At 67.2% G+C, this 17,304-nt stretch carries 16 protein-coding genes, 1 tRNA gene and 2 pseudogenes; 9 read left to right on the top strand and 10 right to left on the bottom strand.

The window, feature by feature from the left end; genetic code table 11:
- Window positions 1-18: 18 nt before the first annotated feature.
- Window positions 19-2,004 (bottom strand): TPM domain-containing protein, encoded by a 1,986-nt coding sequence (locus tag A5711_RS03340; protein WP_067944049.1) that lies wholly within the window; start codon window positions 2,002-2,004, stop codon window positions 19-21.
- Window positions 2,005-2,111: 107 nt separating this feature from the next.
- Here A5711_RS03340 and A5711_RS03335 point away from each other — a divergent pair, with 107 nt between their 5' ends.
- Genes A5711_RS03335 through dnaG form a run of 3 tightly spaced genes read left to right on the top strand, consistent with a single transcriptional unit; the run spans window position 2,112 to window position 6,050 of the window.
- Window positions 2,112-3,383: a deoxyguanosinetriphosphate triphosphohydrolase gene (locus A5711_RS03335; RefSeq protein WP_067944047.1), complete on the top strand. Its 1,272-nt coding sequence runs from the start codon at window positions 2,112-2,114 to the stop codon at window positions 3,381-3,383.
- Window positions 3,384-3,437: 54 nt separating this feature from the next.
- Window positions 3,438-4,046 carry a superoxide dismutase family protein gene (locus tag A5711_RS03330; protein ID WP_082953516.1) on the top strand — a complete coding sequence of 203 codons (609 nt, stop codon included), beginning with the start codon at window positions 3,438-3,440 and terminating at the stop codon, window positions 4,044-4,046.
- 30 nt (window positions 4,047-4,076) lie between these two features.
- On the top strand, window positions 4,077-6,050 hold the full coding sequence (gene dnaG / locus A5711_RS03325; RefSeq protein ID WP_067944045.1) for a DNA primase: 1,974 nt from the start codon (window positions 4,077-4,079) through the stop codon (window positions 6,048-6,050).
- On the opposite strand, the gene A5711_RS03320 is transcribed toward dnaG, so the two are convergent.
- Window positions 6,025-6,303, bottom strand: coding sequence for a hypothetical protein (locus A5711_RS03320; protein ID WP_067944043.1), 279 nt, complete (start codon window positions 6,301-6,303; stop codon window positions 6,025-6,027). The two genes, dnaG and A5711_RS03320, sit on opposite strands and share 26 nt — an antisense overlap.
- A 152-nt stretch (window positions 6,304-6,455) precedes the next feature.
- Between A5711_RS03320 and A5711_RS03315 the strand changes: the two genes are divergently transcribed.
- Window positions 6,456-6,528, top strand: a tRNA-Asn gene (locus A5711_RS03315).
- Window positions 6,529-6,540: 12 nt separating this feature from the next.
- Here A5711_RS03315 and A5711_RS03310 read toward each other — a convergent pair.
- A complete protein-coding gene (locus A5711_RS03310; protein ID WP_255395981.1) occupies window positions 6,541-7,263 on the bottom strand; it encodes an SDR family NAD(P)-dependent oxidoreductase in 723 nt (240 codons plus the stop codon).
- A gap of 101 nt (window positions 7,264-7,364) precedes the next feature.
- Between A5711_RS03310 and A5711_RS03305 the strand changes: the two are divergent.
- A pseudogene (locus tag A5711_RS03305) lies at window positions 7,365-7,646 on the top strand (muconolactone Delta-isomerase family protein); the annotation flags it as partial.
- Between the two features lie 23 nt (window positions 7,647-7,669).
- On the opposite strand, the gene A5711_RS03300 reads toward A5711_RS03305, so the two are convergent.
- From A5711_RS03300 to cysK, 4 genes are all read right to left on the bottom strand, one after another.
- Window positions 7,670-9,316, bottom strand: a complete 1,647-nt coding sequence (locus tag A5711_RS03300) for an NAD-dependent malic enzyme (RefSeq protein WP_067944036.1) — start codon at window positions 9,314-9,316, stop codon at window positions 7,670-7,672.
- Window positions 9,317-9,411: 95 nt separating this feature from the next.
- The gene (locus tag A5711_RS03295) at window positions 9,412-9,831 is read right to left on the bottom strand and encodes a thioredoxin family protein (RefSeq protein ID WP_067944034.1); all 420 of its coding nucleotides are present in this window, start codon (window positions 9,829-9,831) and stop codon (window positions 9,412-9,414) included.
- A 7-nt stretch (window positions 9,832-9,838) separates the two neighbouring features.
- Window positions 9,839-10,522, bottom strand: coding sequence for a serine O-acetyltransferase (cysE, locus tag A5711_RS03290; protein WP_067944032.1), 684 nt, complete (start codon window positions 10,520-10,522; stop codon window positions 9,839-9,841).
- A gap of 2 nt (window positions 10,523-10,524) precedes the next feature.
- A complete protein-coding gene (cysK, locus tag A5711_RS03285) occupies window positions 10,525-11,457 on the bottom strand; it encodes a cysteine synthase A (RefSeq protein WP_067944030.1) in 933 nt (310 codons plus the stop codon).
- 385 nt (window positions 11,458-11,842) lie between these two features.
- On the opposite strand from cysK, the pseudogene A5711_RS03280 reads away from it, so the two are divergent.
- Window positions 11,843-12,055 (top strand): annotated as a pseudogene (locus A5711_RS03280) (aminotransferase class V-fold PLP-dependent enzyme); the annotation flags it as partial.
- A 26-nt stretch (window positions 12,056-12,081) separates the two neighbouring features.
- On the opposite strand, the gene A5711_RS03275 reads toward A5711_RS03280, so the two are convergent.
- The 3 genes from A5711_RS03275 to A5711_RS03270 form a co-directional block, all read right to left on the bottom strand.
- On the bottom strand, window positions 12,082-13,200 hold the full coding sequence (locus A5711_RS03275) for a YeiH family protein (protein ID WP_067944027.1): 1,119 nt from the start codon (window positions 13,198-13,200) through the stop codon (window positions 12,082-12,084).
- Between the two features lie 4 nt (window positions 13,201-13,204).
- Complete coding sequence (locus A5711_RS27125; protein WP_197501073.1) at window positions 13,205-13,369, bottom strand: hypothetical protein; 165 nt, start codon at window positions 13,367-13,369, stop codon at window positions 13,205-13,207.
- Window positions 13,370-13,496: 127 nt separating this feature from the next.
- Window positions 13,497-14,300 carry a Stf0 family sulfotransferase gene (locus A5711_RS03270; protein ID WP_067944025.1) on the bottom strand — a complete coding sequence of 268 codons (804 nt, stop codon included), beginning with the start codon at window positions 14,298-14,300 and terminating at the stop codon, window positions 13,497-13,499.
- A gap of 616 nt (window positions 14,301-14,916) precedes the next feature.
- Between A5711_RS03270 and A5711_RS03265 the strand changes: the two genes are divergently transcribed.
- The 3 genes from A5711_RS03265 to A5711_RS03255 form a co-directional block, all read left to right on the top strand.
- Window positions 14,917-15,684 (top strand): ABC transporter permease, encoded by a 768-nt coding sequence (locus tag A5711_RS03265; protein ID WP_067944024.1) that lies wholly within the window; start codon window positions 14,917-14,919, stop codon window positions 15,682-15,684.
- Window positions 15,681-16,529 carry an ABC transporter permease gene (locus A5711_RS03260; RefSeq protein ID WP_067944022.1) on the top strand — a complete coding sequence of 283 codons (849 nt, stop codon included), beginning with the start codon at window positions 15,681-15,683 and terminating at the stop codon, window positions 16,527-16,529. Before A5711_RS03265 ends, A5711_RS03260 begins: the two co-directional genes overlap by 4 nt.
- Window positions 16,530-16,533: 4 nt before the next feature.
- Window positions 16,534-17,304, top strand: a 771-nt coding sequence (locus tag A5711_RS03255) for an MCE family protein (protein ID WP_156744765.1), incomplete at its 3' end; no start/stop codon positions are given.

The following is a 17,304-nucleotide window of genomic DNA, read 5'->3' as shown; positions in this document are numbered from 1 at the left end:
GGTTCTAGGGCGAGCGGCTCAGAATCGGCCGCCGCCACCCATGAAGCCGCCGCCGGACGATCCCCCCGACGACCCGCCGAACGATGTGGGGCTCCAGCCGCCGAAGCCGCCCCGCATGCCCCCGCCGAGCAGATTGCCGATGATGATGCCGCCCAGCATTGCTCCCATGTCACCGCCCCCGCGCCGCGCGTAGGCGCGCTGAATCGATTGCACATCGGCATTGGCCAGCGACTGCGCCTGGGCAGCCAGCGTCGAGGCCGCATTGGCGTCCGAAATCGCCTCGGTCGGATGCGTCGCCCTCTTGTCCCGCGCGGCCTGCAGATATCGGGTGGCTTCCGCCAGCCGGGTGCGGGCCTCCGGGCCGATGCTGCCGCGGCGCGTATCGATGTAGTCGGAAACCGCTCGCACCCGCGACTCGGCGGTGAACAACGCCTGCTCCAATGACCGGTTGAGCTGCTCGGCGGCGGCCTGCTCCTGCGCCAGCGTGACCAGCAGCCCGTTGAGATCGGCATCCGCCCTGGACAACTCGGCGAACGCGCCGAGCGGGTCGGTGGAGCCGCCGGCGCGCGCGCGGTCGACGGCCCGTGTGGCCGCATCGCGCGCCGCGCGCAGATCGCCGGTGTGAGCGGTTGTCTGCCCTTTCTGCAAGAGCCCGCCCGCCCGGTTGATGTCGGCCTGAATGTCGGCCATGGCCGACGGCAGCCGGTCGATGGCGTGCTGGATGTCGCTGGCCGCGTTGTCCACCGAGTCCAGCAGCGCCCGCGCCTGCCCGAGCGCGGACTCCGCGGCGCGGACCGCATCCACCAAGCCGGCCTGCCGGCCGGTGACGGCTTCGGCGGCCAAATCCCGGGCGGTACCGATGTTGCGGTCGGCGAACGCCAGCCGCTCCTTGGCGGCCGAGACATTGCCCGACACGGAAATCAGTGCGGTAGCGTCGAATTGGTCGTGCAGCTCGGCCAGCCGCTGCTCTGACGGCGCTATCCGGGTGGTGAGCTCAACGTATTGCTGGGTCAGCGCGTCGAGCCGCGACGGGGCGTTGATCACCAGATCGCGCAGCTTCTCGAACGCCTCGGTCTGCGACTCCAGTTCCCGATCGGCGCGCGACGCCGACATGACGACCCGGGTGAGCAACTCGCGGCGCTGGTCGGGCGTCTCCGGGGTCCTGTCGTCCAGCTGCTGTCGCACCGTGAACGCTTGGGAGAGAGCGGCTTTGGCGTTGGTCAGGGCCTGGGTGAAGGGCTGGGTCCGCTCTTCACCGAACTCCGCGATCGCCAGGTCGAGTTCGTTGGAGCTGGTTCGCACGGCGTTGTCGACGTCCACGACGAATGCGCGCGACAGGTCGTCGAGGGCCTGCAGCGGCACGGCGGCCAGCGCTTGGGAGTCGGTGGGGTCGACCCGTCGGGCCGCGGCCAATTCGGCCGCGCGCCGGCGCCGACTGCGATAGCGCATGACCAACAGCAGGGCAGCCAGCGCGACGAGAATTATTGCCAGCGTGACCAGCAGGGCCACCCGGCCCGACGAACCCGGTGACGTGTTCAGCCCGTTGGCCGCCGCGACGGCGGCCCCGCTCCAGTCGCCGTTGTGCAAGGCGGGCTCGATCTTGTTGCGCCGCAAGTCATCGACCTGGCGGGCGTTGACGCTCTTGACGGTGGACGGCACCAGGAAGGCGTAGGCGCGGCTGCCGGTGGCGACGGCCAGCAGGGCGTCATAGTCGCCCAGATCGCTGGTACGCACCGTGCGCTGTGCCCAGTTCACCGGGCTCTGGTCGGAGAAGTCGTCGACGTAGACCACCCACAGCCGGATGTGGCGATCCGTGTACAGCTTGCGCACCGCGGACGTGACCGCCGCGCGGCCGGATTCCGACAGGGCGCCCGCGTTGTCGGTGACGTAATCCGCCAGCCGGAACGGGGGTTGTGCGCCGGCCCCGGGTGCCACGAGCAGGCCGCCGCTGAAAGCGATTGCGAGGATTGTCGCGATCACACCGAGCAGGCGGGCAGTGCGCATGACGTCAATCTAGCCCCGCGGCGACGCGGGCAATGAGCCGTCCGGCGGAGCGGTCCCTCGTCCTGCATTCCCTGGCAGACTGTGCTGCGGTGACTAAGAAGGCGGACATGAATCGGCAAGACCCTTACGACGACTTCGACCGTCAACGGCGGGTACGCGAAGCTCCGAAGACTGCCGGTCTGCCGGGCACGGAAGGTCAGCACCGGACCGACTTCGCCCGGGACCGGGCCCGGGTGCTGCACAGTGCCGCGCTGCGCCGGCTGGCCGACAAGACTCAGGTCGTCGGGCCCCGCGAAGGTGACACACCACGCACCCGGCTGACGCATTCCCTGGAGGTTGCCCAGATCGGGCGGGGGATGGCGGTCGGCTTGGGCTGCGACCTCGACCTGGTCGAGCTGGCCGGCTTGGCCCACGACATCGGGCACCCACCATACGGCCACAACGGCGAGCGCGCCCTGGATGAGTTCGCCGCCGACTACGGCGGGTTCGAGGGGAACGCACAGAACTTCCGCATCTTGACCAGCCTCGAGCCCAAAGTGCTTGACGAGCAAGGCAATAGCGCGGGGCTCAACCTGACCCGCGCCTCCCTCGACGCGGTCACCAAGTATCCGTGGTACCGCGGCAGGGGGCTTGGTCAACAAATGAGAAAGTTCGGGTTCTACGACGAGGACCGCGAGCCGGCGGCTTGGGTCCGCGCCCGCGCGCCGGAGGGCCGGATGTGCCTGGAAGCGCAGGTGATGGACTGGGCCGACGATATCGCCTATTCGGTGCACGACGTCGAGGACGGCGTCGTCTCCCAGCGCATCGACCTGCGCGTGCTCGCCGACGACGACGAGGCGGCCGCCCTCGCCAAACTCGGCGAGAGCGAATTCTCCCGGGTGAGCGCCGACGACTTCATGGCGGCCGCCCGGCGGCTGTCCGGTCTGCCCGTGGTCGCCGCGGTCGGCAAGTACGACGCCACGCTGGCCGCCGCGGTCGCGCTCAAGAGGCTCACCAGTGAATTGGTCGGCAGGTTCGCCTCCGCCGCCATCGCCACCACCCGCGCCGCGGCCGGGCCCGGGCCGCTGGTCCGCTACCGGGCCGACCTGCTGGTGCCCGACTTGGTGCGGGCCGAGGTCGCCTTGCTGAAAATCCTGGCGCTGCAATTCATCATGTCCGATCCGAGGCATCTGGACACCCAGCGCCTGCAGCGCGAACGGATCCACCGGGTGGCGCAGTGGCTCTACTCAGGGGCGCCTCAGACACTCGACCCGGTCTTCGCCGCTGCGTTCACCACCGCCGCCGACGACCGCGCCCGGCTACGGGTGATCGTCGATCAGATCGCCTCGTACACCGAGGGCCGGCTGGAACGTATCGACGCGCGCCAGGCCACCGGTTAGCCGCCCGCTCATCCCACGGCGATCCCGTCCTCGCCGCGGGCTAGGCTGCCCGACATGACCAAATTCAGCGGTATCGCCACCCTCGCGGTGGGGCTTCCCGTCGTCGCCATGACCGCCTGCAGCTCACCCCAACACGCCAGCACCCAGCCTGGCACCACCCCTCCGGTGAAGAGCGCCCCACCGGCGTCGTCGGGTGAGACGACGACGCCCGCGCCCAACGGCGAATCGCTCACCGCGCAACTGAAGACGCCGGACGGGCGGTCGGTTGCCACGGCGACGTTCGACTTCACCGGCGGGTACGTGACCGTCACCGTCAAGACCGTGGCCGGCGGCATCCTGTCGCCGGGCTTCCACGGCCTGCATGTCCACCAGATCGGCAAGTGCGAGCCCAACTCCGTCGCCCCGACCGGTGGTGCGCCCGGCAACTTCCTGTCCGCCGGCGGTCACTACAACGCGCCCGGACACACCGGTAAGCCGGAAAGCGGTGACCTCACGTCGCTGGAGGTGCGTTCGGACGGCTCGGCCTACCTGGTGACCACCACCGATGCGTTCAACCGGGACGTCCTGGTGGGCGGCGAGGGCAAAGCGTTGATGCTGCACGGCGCCGAAAACACCGATAACGCGATGGAACGGGTGGCATGCGGCGTCATCGGAACGGGATAGCCGGCCGGTTCGGCGCTCTAGACTGAGCCGATGTCCAGCCCGGCAGGTTCACGCGCGGACGGCGACGCCCGGGCCCGGGGCCGGGGCCGGATTCCCGATCGCGACATCGCCGCCATCCGCGAGCGGGTCCGCATCGAGGAAGTCGTCGGCGACTACGTCCAATTGCGGCGCGCGGGAGCCGATTCCCTCAAGGGCCTGTGTCCGTTTCACGACGAGAAGTCGCCGTCGTTCCACGTTCGCCCGAACCACGGCCACTTCCACTGCTTCGGTTGCGGGGAGGGCGGCGACGTCTACGCCTTCATCCAGAAGATCGAACACGTCACCTTCGTCGAGGCCGTCGAGCTGCTCGCCGACCGGATCGGCCACACCATCAGCTACACCGGCCCGGCGACCAGCGTGCAGCGCGACCGCGGCAGCCGCAGCCGGCTCGTCGCGGCCAACGCGGCCGCGGCGGAGTTCTACGCGGCGGCGCTGGAATCCGACGAGGCGGCACCGGCCCGCCAGTACCTGACGGAACGGAATTTCGACGCCGAGGCGGCCCGCCGGTTCGGCTGCGGATTCGCCCCATCCGGGTGGGATTCACTGACAAAACATCTGGTGCGCAAGGGTTTCGAGTTCAAGGAGCTGGAAGCGGCCGGCCTGTCGCGACAGGGGCGGCGCGGCCCGATGGACCGCTTCCACCGCCGGCTGTTGTGGCCCATCCGCAGCGCGGCCGGCGAGGTGATCGGGTTCGGCGCCCGCCGCCTTTTCGACGACGACCCGATGGAAGCCAAGTACATCAATACCCCTGAGACGCTGCTGTACAAGAAGTCGTCGGTGATGTTCGGCATCGATCTGGCCAAGCGCGACATCGCCAAGGGGCACCAGGCCGTCGTCGTCGAGGGCTACACCGATGTGATGGCGATGCATCTGGCCGGCGTCACCACCGCCGTGGCGTCGTGCGGCACCGCATTCGGTGATGAGCACCTGTCGATGCTGCGCCGGCTGATGATGGACGACAGTTTCTTCCGCGGCGAGCTGATCTACGTCTTCGACGGTGACGCGGCCGGCCGCGCCGCGGCGCTCAAGGCCTTCGGCGGCGAGCAGAATCTGGCGGGGCAGTCGTTCGTCGCCGTGGCCCCGGACGGCATGGATCCCTGCGACCTGCGGTTGAAATCCGGCGACGGCGCGCTGCGCGATCTGGTGGCGCGGCGCACGCCCTTGTTCGAATTCGCGATACGCAGCGCGCTCGCCGAGATGGACCTGGACAGCGCCGAGGGCAGGGTCGCGGCGCTGCGCCGCTGCGTGCCGATGGTGAGCCAGATCAAAGACCCCACGCTGCGCGACGAGTACGCGCGCCAGCTCGCGGGCTGGGTCGGCTGGGACGACGTGGCGCAGGTCATCGACCGGGTGCGCAGCCAGGCCAAGAAGTCGCCGGCCCCGGCGCGGGCCGGTTCCGCCGCGAACGCCCCTCGCGGCGGCGCTCAGCAGCCCCGTGCGGCGGCCCCGGGTCGCCCCGCCGCCTCACTTCCGGACCCTCGTGATCCGACGCTCAGGCCGCAGCGCGCGGCGCTCAAGTCGGCGTTGCAGTACCCGGCGCTGGCCGGCCCGGTATTCGACACCCTGCCCGTCGAAAGCTTCACCCATCCCGGTTACGCCGCCGTGCGCGCGGCCATCGAGGCCGCGGGCGGCACGTCGAGCGGCATCACCGGGGGGCAGTGGATCGACGCGGTGCGCCAACGGGCCGGCTCAGACCTCACCGCGGGGCTGGTCAGTGAGCTCGGGGTGGAGGCCATCCAGGTCGACGACGACGAGAAGCTGGTGCGTTACATCGCCGGCGTGCTGGCCCGCCTGCAAGAGGTGTGGATGGGCCGCCAGATCGCCGAGGTGAAGTCCAAGCTGCAGCGCATGTCGCCGATCGAACAGGGCGACGAGTACCACGCGCTATTCGGTGACCTGGTCGCCATGGAGGCCTACCGGCGCAGCCTGCTGGAGCAGGCTAGCGGCGATGATCTGACGATGTGAGGACCTCGTCGGCCGGTCGCTCGGCGCCGCGCTCCAAGACGGCCGTTTGGTCGTCGATCGCGGCGACGGTCACGAATCCGGCGTCCGGGGAGATCCGGTTCGCGATCTTGCGGCGCCCACCCTGGATCACCGACTTGGCCACGGGGCTGCTGGTCAGCGCCCGATAGGTGCCGACGATCTGTTCGTATCGGCGACGCCCGGCCTTCGAGCCCAGCACGTAACCCAGTCCCAGCACCACGACATACCGGATCAAAGCGTTCCTCCCGACTAGCGACCGTTCCCATCCTGCCTCACCCGACCCGGTGCGTGCGCGCCCGATCCGGTCCCCGGGGCGAGACGAAGTCGGTCCTGTCCAGTTGGGTGCGGTTATGCCAGTACGCTAGAGTCGTCCCGCGATCGTGTTGATCCCCTGTAGCTCAATTGGCAGAGCGTTCGGCTGTTAACCGATAGGTTCCTGGTTCGAGTCCAGGCGGGGGAGCAAGGTTGAGACTCAGTGTCCGGCGCTCTGGCCGCCGTCGATGTGGAGGGTCTCCCCGGTCACGAAGGTCGCGGCCTCCAGGTATCGAACCCCCTCGATGACGTCGGCGATGGCGCCCATCCGGCCCAGGGGATGCATGGCGGCCAGCGCGGCGGTGTCGTCGTCGGCATGCATCGGCGTGGCGATGTTGCCCGGGGAGATGGCGTTGACGCGGATCCCGCTGCGTGCGTACTCGATGGCCAACGATTTGGTCACCGCCGCCAGGCCGCCCTTGGTGAGGGCGGTCAATCCCGCGGGGACCGCGGAGTTGGCCTGGTCGAGCAGCGACGTGGTCATGTTCACGACGTGGCCGCCCCCGCCTTGGCTGAGCATTCGGGCGATGGCTCGCTGCGTGACGTGGAAGAAGCCGGCGAGGTTCACCCCGGTCACGAACTCGTAGTCCGCCGCCGTGTACTCGGTGAACGGCTTGGGGACGAAGACGCCCGCGTTGTTGATCAGCGTGTCCACCCGACCGAACCGCTCCACCGCCGTCGCCACGATACGGTCGGCGGTCGCGGGATCAGCGACGTCACCGGCGACGGCCGCCACGCGGGGGTCATCGCCGGCGGCGATCGAGCGTGAGTTGGCCACCACGGCGTAACCGAGTTCGCGGTAGGCCTCGACCAGGGCGGCACCCATGCCCTGCGAGGCGCCGGTGATGATCGCGACTTTCTGGTGGGCCTGATCGGCGGTCAATTGAGGTCTCCTTGCCTTGTCTGCCTGCCGCGCGTCGCGCCATTGCGCTGGCGCGCCGTCCCTCGTGAATTTACTGTGAGCGCAACCAATTAGGAGGACTGGTGGAGTTCCTGGTCACGATGACGACGCACGTCCCGGATGGCACCCCGACGGAGACGGTCGACGAGGTCCGGGCCCGAGAGGCCGCGCATTCCCGCGAGCTCGCCGAGCAGGGGCACCTGTTGCGCTTATGGCGGCCGCCGCTGCGGCCGGGTGAGTGGCGCACGCTCGGTCTGTTCGCCGCTGCTGACGCCGACCGGCCCGAGGAGGTGCTGGCCTCGATGCCGCTGCGCGTGTGGCGTACCGATAAGGTGACGCCGCTGGCGCCGCACCCGAACGACCCTGGGGCGGGACCATCCGTAAAGCACTAGTCGTACGCCGGGGCCCAGACGGTGTCGAGGACGGCTTGCCGCGGATCGGCGTGCGTGCGGGTGGCCACCCCGTCGGCGACCGCTGCGTGATACACGGCCTCGGCGACCGCCGTCGAGATGGCGCGCAATTCCCTGACATCGGGTAGCAGTGAATCCCCGGTGGCTGACGGGCTAGCCTGCAGCACAACGGCTTTCGCCGCCGCCTGCAGCATCCCCTTGGTCAGCAGCCGGGCCCCTGCGACGATGATGCCCAGCCCGATTCCGGGAAACACCAGCACGTTGTTGGCCTGGCCGATGGTGTAGATGGTGCCGCCGTATTCGACCGGTGCGACCGGGGTGCCGGTGGTGATCAGCGCCTTGCCGTCGGACCACTGCAGCACGTCGGCCGGCATGGCCTCCATGCGGGATGTGGGGTTGGACAGCGGGAAGATCATCGGGCGCTCACATGACGCGGTCATGGCCTGCACGACCTTCTCGGTGAAGGCGCCGAACACGGCCGAGGAGCCGAGCAGGATGGTGGGGGAGGCGAGCTTGATGGTGTCCACCAATCCCACCCGATCTCCCGCTCCCACGCCCAGCCGGGCGCGGTTCTTGGCGTAGGGGACCTGGAAATCGCGCAGGTCGTCCATGTCGTCGAATAGCAGGCCCTGCTTGTCGATCGGCCAGATCTGCGCCGTCGCCTGCTCGATGGTGGCGCCGTCGGACACCATCGCGTCGCGAATCTGGTCTGCCACCCCGATCCCGGCGGTGCCCGCCCCGAAGACGACGGCCCGCTGGACGCGCATCGGCACGCCGGTGACGTGGCATCCGCCGTACACGGCCGCGACGACCACCGCGCCGGTGCCCTGGACATCGTCGTTGAACACGCAGTACTTGTCGCCGTACGTGTGCAGGATCCGCCGGGCGTTCAGCGGACCGAAGTCTTCGAAATGCAGGATCGCCTTCGGGAACAGCCGGTGGGCGGTTTCGATGTAGCGGTTGACGAAGTCGTCGTACTCGTCGCCGCGGCGCCGGGCGTGCCGATTGCCCAAGTAGAACGGATCCTGAAGCAGTTGTTCGTTATTGGTGCCCACGTCAAGGGAGACCGCGATGCAGCGACGGGGATCGATGCCGGCACCGGCGGTATAGAGCGCCAACTTCCCCACCGCGATCTGGATGCCACCCACGCCCCAATCGCCGATGCCCAGGATCGCCTCGGCATCGGTGCACACGATCAGGTCGACGTCGTCGGGTTCCAGCCCGAAAGTTGCGAAGGCGGGCTCGATCTCGTCGGGCTCGTCGATGCTCAGGAAAAGCCCGCGCTGTCCCCGGTACTCGTCGGAAAACCGTTGAATGGCTTCCCCGACGGTGGGCGTGTAGACCACCGGCATCAGTTCCGGCAGATGATCCTCCAGCACCTTGTAGTAGAGCAGTTCGTGGCGGTAGTGCAGCTGCTCCAACAGCAGGTTTCGGCCTAGATCCGTTGCCAGGCTTTGCAATTGATGCCACACCCGGTCGGCCTGCTCGTCGAGCGAGAGCACGGCCGGTGGGAGCCGCCCGGTCAGGCCCAGCCGCCGCCGCTGCTCGTGCGTGAAGCCGACCCCACGATTCAGACTCGGCGAGGACAGCGCCGCCGGGATCTTTGGCGCGTGGGGGTCGCTCATCGCAATCTCCGTCCGTGACGCGGTCGCTTACGCCAACCGTAGCGTCGATCGCGGTGATCGCATCTCGAACGGCATTCGAAGCGCCGGCGCCGCGGTCAGGCCAGCAGAGGTTGCAGCGCCTGGCGCAGGTCAGCGGCCTTGGGGACGCCCGCGCTGCGGTATCGCTGCCGGCCGTCGGCGTCGAAGATGAAGGTAGTTGGCAGCGACAACACCGAAAGCCGCTTGGCGGCAGCAGGATTGGCGTCGATGTCGATTTCGAGATGCGTCACGTCGGGGAGGTCGCTGCACACTTGCTCGATCACGCGACGCACCGAAGCGCACGGACCGCACCATGCTGCGGTGAAATGGACGACTGTGGGACCCGCGTCGGACAAACCGAGGTCTGCCGTGTCCTGTGGGAGACCGGGACTTGTCTCGCGAAGTACCCCGGACCGTCGATTGATCATCGCTCCGGCCGCAGTGGCGGCCCCCAGCGCAGCGATCACCGCCGTCCCTGCGATCACGAGAGTGCTCAATTGGTCCTCAGATGGAGAAGTCTTCGCCGTGCCACACGCCGGCTTCCGGTGGCCGGATGACACTTGCGGATTGTTGCCCGTCGTTGGAGGCCTCGAGCTTGGCGACCCGGGTGAGGAGGGACTGGAGGCTGACGCCGATGAGGTCGGGCATCATCGAGTCGTCTGGGCTGTTTCGCCCGTGGCGGCTGATGACCTGGCCGGGAACCCCGATGACTACGGCGCTCGACGGAACCTCTTTGACGACGACAGCGTTGGCGCCGATCCGGCTGTCATCGCCGATTTTGATCGCACCGAGCACCTTGGCGCCGGCACCGATGGTCACCCGGTCACCGATGGTCGGGTGGCGTTTGCCGGTATCCCGCCCACTGCCGCCGAGCGTGACGCCGTGGTAGATCGTCACGTCCTCGCCGACTTCGGCCGTCTCGCCGATCACCACGCCGGTGGCGTGGTCGATGAACAGGCCCGCGCCCAGGACGGCGCCGGGGTGGATGTCGACTCCGGTCAAGATGCGGGTGACTTCGTTGAGCATCCGCGCGGCCAACCGGGCTCCGCGGATCCAGAGCCAGTGGCTGATCCGGTGGCCCCAGATGGCATGCACGCCTGGATAGGCGAAGATCACCTGCAGCGTGGTCGGGGCAGCGGGATCGCGCTCCCTGGCGGCCCGGATGTCCCGGCGTATGGCGTCGAGCATGGTTAACCCGCCAGGTCGGCGAACAACGGCGTGCTGAGATACCGCTCGCCGAAATCAGGCAGCACGACGACGACAAGCTTTCCGGCGTTTTCTGGGCGGCGGGCCACCTGCAGGGCGCCGACCACCGCGGCACCCGACGAGATGCCGACCAGCAAGCCCTCCTCTCGTGCCAGCCGACGTGCCACGTCCATGGCCTCCTCGTTGCCGACGGTGACGACCTCGTCGACGAGTTCCATGTCGAGCACCGGAGGCACGAACCCGGCGCCCAGGCCCTGGATGGGGTGGGGACCTTTTTGTCCGCCCGAGAGCACCGGCGACGCTGCCGGCTCCACGGCGACGAATTGCACTGACGGCTTGCGTTCCTTGATGACCTCGGCGACCCCCGTGATGGTGCCGCCGGTGCCCACGCCGGCCACGAAGATGTCGATCTTGCCTTCGGTGTCGCGCCACACTTCTTCGGCGGTGGTCTTGCGGTGGATCTCCCGGTTCACGGGGTTTTCGAACTGTTGGGGCACCCAATACCGTTGGTCGCTCTTGGCCAGTTCCTCGGACTTGGCGATGGCGCCCGGCATCCCCTCGGCGCCCGGCGTCAACACGATCTCGGCGCCCAACGCGCGCAGCAGCATCCGCCGCTCCATGCTCATCGTGTCCGGCATGACCAACACACAGCGGTAGCCGCGGGCCGCAGCCACCAGCGCCAGTGCGATGCCGGTGTTTCCGCTCGTCGGTTCGAGGATGATCGTGTCGGGCTTGATCAGGCCCGCTTGCTCGGCCGCATCGATCATCGCGACCCCGATGCGGTCCTTCACGCTGTTTCCGGGGTTGAAGAACTCCAGCTTGGCGACGACGTCGGCGGCCGCCCCGTCGGTGACCCGGTTCAGCCGGACCAGCGGAGTGTTTCCAATCAGTTGTGTGACGTTATCTGCGATGCTCATCTGTCTTCCTCGGGCGATGTTGGTTCAAGCTTCGTCGGCCTACCAGGTGATGTCGAATGCGAAGGCGACGCCAGTGCGTATGGGCAATTGGTCATCGGCGGGGTGATCCTTCTTCAAGATTGACTAACGCTTCGACGCGGCCACTGGGTGCTACCTGTGCGAGCGGCCCGCAAACCTGGAGGAAACGCGAGGGTTTCTGCGGCGTCAGGGAATCAACAACAACGACAACAGCAGTGCACGGCGGTGCGGCACGTAAGGACAAGGCACGGCTGTGTGGCCTGTTGCATAACGCCCACTATAGGACATTCGACAATTTCGCCGGTTGAGCCCGTTTTTGTCGACTCCCCGCGGCCGTTCGCCAGCACGCCGGCGGGCCGGCCGGCGTGCTGGCGGCGATCCACTCGGAGTGGGCAAGGCGCTCAACGCGGAGGGTATCGCGGTGCGCGCCGGACATCACTGCGCGCAGCCGGCTCTGCGGCGCCTCGGGTTGGAGGCCACGGTTCGGCCGTCGTTCGCGTTCTACAACACGTTCGAGGAGATCGACGTCTTTCTCAGGGCGGTGCGGCGGATCGCCGAGGGGGGCACCAACGTTGGCTGACGGCCCTGCTGGCCGCTAGTTCACGGCTAAGTGCCCGCGTACCAACCGAATACGCGTGAGGTCAAAAGCACGATGCCCAGTGAGACCAAGGCGACGACGGTGAGCCCGATGATCGCGACGACCAGCGGCCGCCATCCGGTGCGCGCGATCTGGCGGATGTCGGTGTTGAGCCCCACGCCGGCAAAGGTCAGCAGGAATGCCCATTTCGACACGTTGGCGAGGTTGGCGGTTTGGCCCTTGGTCAACCAGCCCGCGGTCGCGATCGCCGAGACCACCAGGAAGCCGAGCACGAACTTCGGGAACTTCGCCCAGATGAACGCGGCCTTGGCTTTCGCGCCGGGCGCGATCTCGTCGGCCTGCCCGCGTCCTGCCCAATAGAGCGCGAATCCCAGGACGACGAATCCGATCAACGCGTTACGCGTCGATTTGACCAGCACCGCGATCTTGCCGGCATGGTCGGAAAACAGATAACCGGTGGCCGTGGTCTCGGCCGTGTTGTCCACCGATAGTCCGGCCCACAACCCGAATTCGTTGTCGGTCAGCCCGATCGCGTGCCCCAGCGGCGGCAGCACGAACAACGACACCGCGCCCAAGGCCAGGATCGCCGCGATCGCGTAGCTGACGTCGGCATTGCGGGCCCGGATCGCGCCCTTCGCGGCCACAATGGCCGACACCCCGCAGATGGACGTGCCGATCGCCAACAGCGAGCCGAGCTTGCCGGACAACCCGAACGCGCGCGCCGCGACGATGATGATCGTTCCGGCGATCGTCATGTCCACCAGAATCTGCACCAGGCTGAGGCCGCCGAGTTTGGCGATCTCGCCGAGGACGAATCGCGAACCCAACGCCACGATGCCGACCTTGAGCCAGAATTCGTAAGTCTGCACGCCGGCCCGGAAGATCAGGTGCAGGCCGACGGTGTTGGTGATGAGCAGCCCAATCACGATGGCCCACAACACGTATTCGATGTCGGGCACCGTCCAGTGCTGGTGCTTGGCCACCGCGTTCCACCAGACCTGGGCGTACTTGCCCAGCACCCCGACTCCGATCAGGAGCAGGATGCCCGGCACGTAGTCGAGGGGACGGGTGCTGGTGAACGGGGCCTCGGCGGACGTTTCGTCGGGTTCGACGCGAACCGTGCTCACGCGGTCACCATGGGATCTTCGGGAGCACGTTGGCCACCGCGAGCGCGACGATCACACCGGCCACCGCGGTAGCCCACCAGTCCACCGATATCGAGCCGAGCCGCGCGGGCCGGGCCGGCCGTTGCGACGCGTCTTGCTCGCGCCCGTCACTCGGCGCGCGTTCACCCACGATGCTTGCTCCTCGTTCACGGTGGCCCTGGACGCCACATTCTGTGCGAATAGTGGCGTCTTGGACCGCGGCGACCAAGTGATTGGATCGCCCTGAATTTAGGTGGCGTGCGCGGTTTGCGCTCCGGTCAGGTTGGCAGGCCGAGCTTCTCGGCGTCCGCGCGGTACCGGTCCACCCACTCATCGGAGCGCTGGTCGGCCTGACGTTCCAGGACCGGCTCGGGCGCCAGGCCCGGGTCGAGCCCCAGCCCCTCCAGGATTGAGGCCACCACCTGAGTCAGGTTGCGCCACAACACCGGATACGGAATCTCCATCGGCTCGACGCCCTCGTCGGCGAACCAATTCCGCCAGCCCTCGTTCTGCGCGCGCAGCATGGTGACGACGTGCGCGATCGCGCCGGCGTGATAGGTAGCGCGTGCATCGCGAGCCGGGTCGGGCCGCCCTCGCCACACCCGCGTCTGCACCGCCCGCCAGAACGACACCGCCTGCGAAATCACGTCGGGCCGATGCACATAGATGAACAGCGGCTCCTCACCCACCACATCGGTGATCGCGGCCAACAGGCCGTCGCCGCTGCGATTCGGCAGGTTCTTCGCGCGGTTCAACAAGAGCGGCGTCTGGTTCCACATCAGCTTGCCGCCCCATATCCCGTTCGGCGTCCTGCCGACCGTGCGGATGTAGTCGCGCCAGATCTCGGGCGGCGCCAGGTCCGGCGTCCCGGCATCGAGCGGGTCGAGCAGCTGCAAGATCGACTCGTCCTCCACGCCGGCGAACCACTCGCGCGGCTGGGGCGCCTGGCTGGTGGCCGGCAGGTATTGGAAGAACTCCTGGGGCTCGCCGGCCACCCCAGTCGCGCGCAGCGACTCGACCAGCAGTGTGCTGCCGCTGCGCTGGGAGGCCAGCACCAGGTAGGAGGACGGGGTATCGGTCACCTGCCAAGCGTATCCGGGCGGAAATTCTCGTGCAGGTGGTGTTTAGGCTCAGCCTGAACCTAAACCTTGCTTTGAAAAGCGAAAGTCCGAACCGTATTCGTTTGACGGCGATAGCCAAACGGACGGTGGCCGTGAGCGCTCAACTTGGTTGTTGGCAACGGAAAACTCGGCAAGCGACGAGTCGCCATTCCGCATTCCCACGGCCGAGGCGCTCCGCAGCGTCTGTGACGTTCGCCGCATGTTGGTCCGGCCGTCTTCGAGCACCACCGCCGGGGCGCCCACTGGGCTGAATTCGGTCGCGGTGCGACGGAAAGATCATCGTCTCATCCTGGGCTTTTATTCGAATACTCGCGTGCCGGATGCCGCAGACGGCATGAACCCTCGGCCGAGTCCTTCTCGCCGCTGGATAAATTTCTTCGTGTTGATTGCAACCCTGACGCGGTCACAATCTTGCCCGTAAATTCCTTGCGTGGTCTACGCAGGCAAACTGACATCGCGGTCGGCGTGCCGCGATATCCGGTGCTTTCAAGCTGGTTAATTACGAGCGGATTAATTGCGTTAAGAGAATGGAAAAAGGGTTGATCCATATGGACGCCGGTCGGGCCGAGCGCGCCCTATGAACGGCACCGCCATTGCGAAGCCCATGAACGCGCTGGGCGATTTCTTCGTGCTCAGCGCCCAGGCGCTGGTCGCAGCGGTGCGGGGCCCGTGGGCATGGCGGGAGTTGCTCGAGCAGATCTGGTTCGTCGCCCGGGTTTCCATCTTCCCGACGATCATGTTGTCCATCCCGTACACGGTCCTCATCGTGTTCGTCCTGAACATCTTGCTGGTCGAGATCGGGGCCGGTGACCTCTCCGGCGCCGGCGCGGGGCTGGCATCGGTGACGCAGGTGGGGCCGGTCGTCACGGCGATGGTCGTCTCCGGCGCGGGGTCGACGGCGATGTGCGCCGACCTCGGCGCTCGGACGATTCGCGAAGAAATCGACGCCATGAAGGTGATCGGCGTCGATCCGATTCAGGCCCTTGTGGTGCCGCGCATCATCGCCGCCACCTTCGTTGCCGTCCTGCTGTACTCGGTGGTCGCTGTCACCGGGTTGACGGGGAGCTACGTTTTTGTGGTCTTCGTTCAGCACGTCACCCCGGGCGCGTTCGTGGCGGGAATGACCCTGGTCACCGGGCTTCCCCAAGTGGTGACTTCGCTGATCAAGGCGACCCTGTTCGGGTTGTCCGCGGGCCTGATCGCCTGCTACAAGGGCCTTTCGGTGGGCGGCGGACCCACCGGCGTCGGCAACGCCGTCAACGAGACGGTGGTCTTCTCCTTCATGGCGCTGTTCTTCATCAACATCGTGCTCACCGCGCTCGGCGTGAAGGTGACCGCCAAATGACCGGCGCGGCGCAGGAACCGTCCTGGTTCGTTACCGTCGGTCCGCGGCTGACCGATTACACCCGCAAGCTGGGTGAGCAGACCGAATTCTACGGAAAATCGCTGGCCTCCACCGTGGACGCGGTGCGCCGCTACCCCAACGAGCTGCTGCGGCTCATCGCCGAGATGGGCATGGGCACAGGGGCTTTGGCGGTGATCGGGGGGACCGTCGGCATCATCGGCTTCCTCACGCTGACCACCGGCGCCCTGGTCGCGGTGCAGGGTTACGACACGCTTTCCAACGTCGGGGTCGAGGCGCTGACGGGTTTTCTGTCGGCTTTCCTGAACGTTCGGATGATCGCGCCCTGCACGGCCGGTCTGGCATTGGCGGCCACGATCGGTGCCGGCGCGACGGCGCAACTGGGGGCCATGCGGATCAACGAGGAGATCGACGCGCTGGAAGTGATGGGTATCCGCGCCATCACGTATCTGTCGTCGACACGCATCATCGCCGGCGTGCTCGTCGTCATCCCGCTCTACGCCGTTGCTGTGCTGATGTCCTTCATCGCCGCCAAGTTCCTCACTATTTACAGCTACGGCCAGTCCCGCGGCGTGTACGAGCACTACTTCTCCACGTTCCTGCGCCCCACCGACTTGTTCTGGTCGTTTCTGGCGGCCCTGACCATGGCGACGGGTGTGATGGTCGTGCACACCTACTACGGTTTCACCGCGACCGGGGGTCCCGCCGGGGTGGGGGAGGCTGTCGGTCGTTCAGTGCGGTCATCGATGATCGTCACGGCGTTTGTCTGCCTGGCGATTTCGCTGTCCGTCTACGGGCAGTCCGGCAACTTCAACCTGTCCGGATGACCGCATGAGCAATCACAGCGCGGGCGGTCGGAGGCAACGAAATCGGGTCCGCCACAGCAGAATCGACCCGATCTGGTGGGCGCCGACGCTGTTCATCCTCATCGGCGCGATCATCGCGCTGACCGCGGGGGCGTTCTCGGGCAAATTCCAGGAAACGATCCCGCTGACCCTGGTGTCGGACCGGGCCGGTCTCGTGATGGAGCAGGGGGCAAAGGTCAAGCTGCGCGGCGTGCAGGTCGGTCAGGTCGGTTCGATCGGCACCGATGTGAAAGCGGCTCAGCTGCAGCTCAAGATGCAGCCCGGCCCGTTCAAGTTCCTGCCGAGCAACCTTGAGGCCGAGATCAAATCTACGACGGCATTCGGGTCGAAGTACGTCGACCTGATCGTGCCCGAACACCCCAGCGCGACCCCGCTCAAGCCCGGCGCGGTGCTGCGTTCCAGAAACGTCACGGTCGAGGTCAACACCGTTTTCGAAAACCTGCAATCGGTGGTCCATGCGATCGATCCGGCGAAGCTCAACGCGATCTTGTCCGCCTTCTCCGAAGCGTTGCGCGGAAAGGGGGAACGGATCGGCCAGGCCATCACCGGTGCCAACGACGTGCTGCTGACCGTCAATCCCCGGATGGACACCATCGATAAGGACTGGAGGCTGTTCGGCAAGACGACGGCGGTCTATTCCGATGCGGCCCAGAACATTTTGTCCATCCTCGACTCGGCGACTACGACCAGCAACACGCTGACCGAGAACCAGCGGTCGGTCGACACGCTGTTGTTG

The sequence above is a fragment of the Mycobacterium sp. E2238 genome (assembly GCF_001672665.1).
GTDB lineage: Bacteria > Actinomycetota > Actinomycetes > Mycobacteriales > Mycobacteriaceae > Mycobacterium.
Note: the sequence above shows the minus strand (reverse complement) of the source record. Positions and strands in the feature narration are given on the sequence as shown.

Bases quoted from the DNA above. Each gene is read 5' to 3' on its own strand.
- A5711_RS03340 (WP_067944049.1), bottom strand. From the start codon at position 2,004: ATGCGCACTGCCCGCCTGCTCGGTGTGATCGCGACAATCCTCGCAATC.
- A5711_RS03265 (WP_067944024.1), top strand. From the start codon at position 14,917: ATGAACGGCACCGCCATTGCGAAGCCCATGAACGCGCTGGGCGATTTC.
- A5711_RS03335 (WP_067944047.1), top strand. From the start codon at position 2,112: ATGAATCGGCAAGACCCTTACGACGACTTCGACCGTCAACGGCGGGTA.
- A5711_RS03300 (WP_067944036.1), bottom strand. From the start codon at position 9,316: ATGAGCGACCCCCACGCGCCAAAGATCCCGGCGGCGCTGTCCTCGCCG.
- cysK (WP_067944030.1), bottom strand. From the start codon at position 11,457: ATGAGCATCGCAGATAACGTCACACAACTGATTGGAAACACTCCGCTG.
- dnaG (WP_067944045.1), top strand. From the start codon at position 4,077: ATGTCCAGCCCGGCAGGTTCACGCGCGGACGGCGACGCCCGGGCCCGG.
- A5711_RS03330 (WP_082953516.1), top strand. From the start codon at position 3,438: ATGACCAAATTCAGCGGTATCGCCACCCTCGCGGTGGGGCTTCCCGTC.
- A5711_RS03260 (WP_067944022.1), top strand. From the start codon at position 15,681: ATGACCGGCGCGGCGCAGGAACCGTCCTGGTTCGTTACCGTCGGTCCG.
- cysE (WP_067944032.1), bottom strand. From the start codon at position 10,522: ATGCTCGACGCCATACGCCGGGACATCCGGGCCGCCAGGGAGCGCGAT.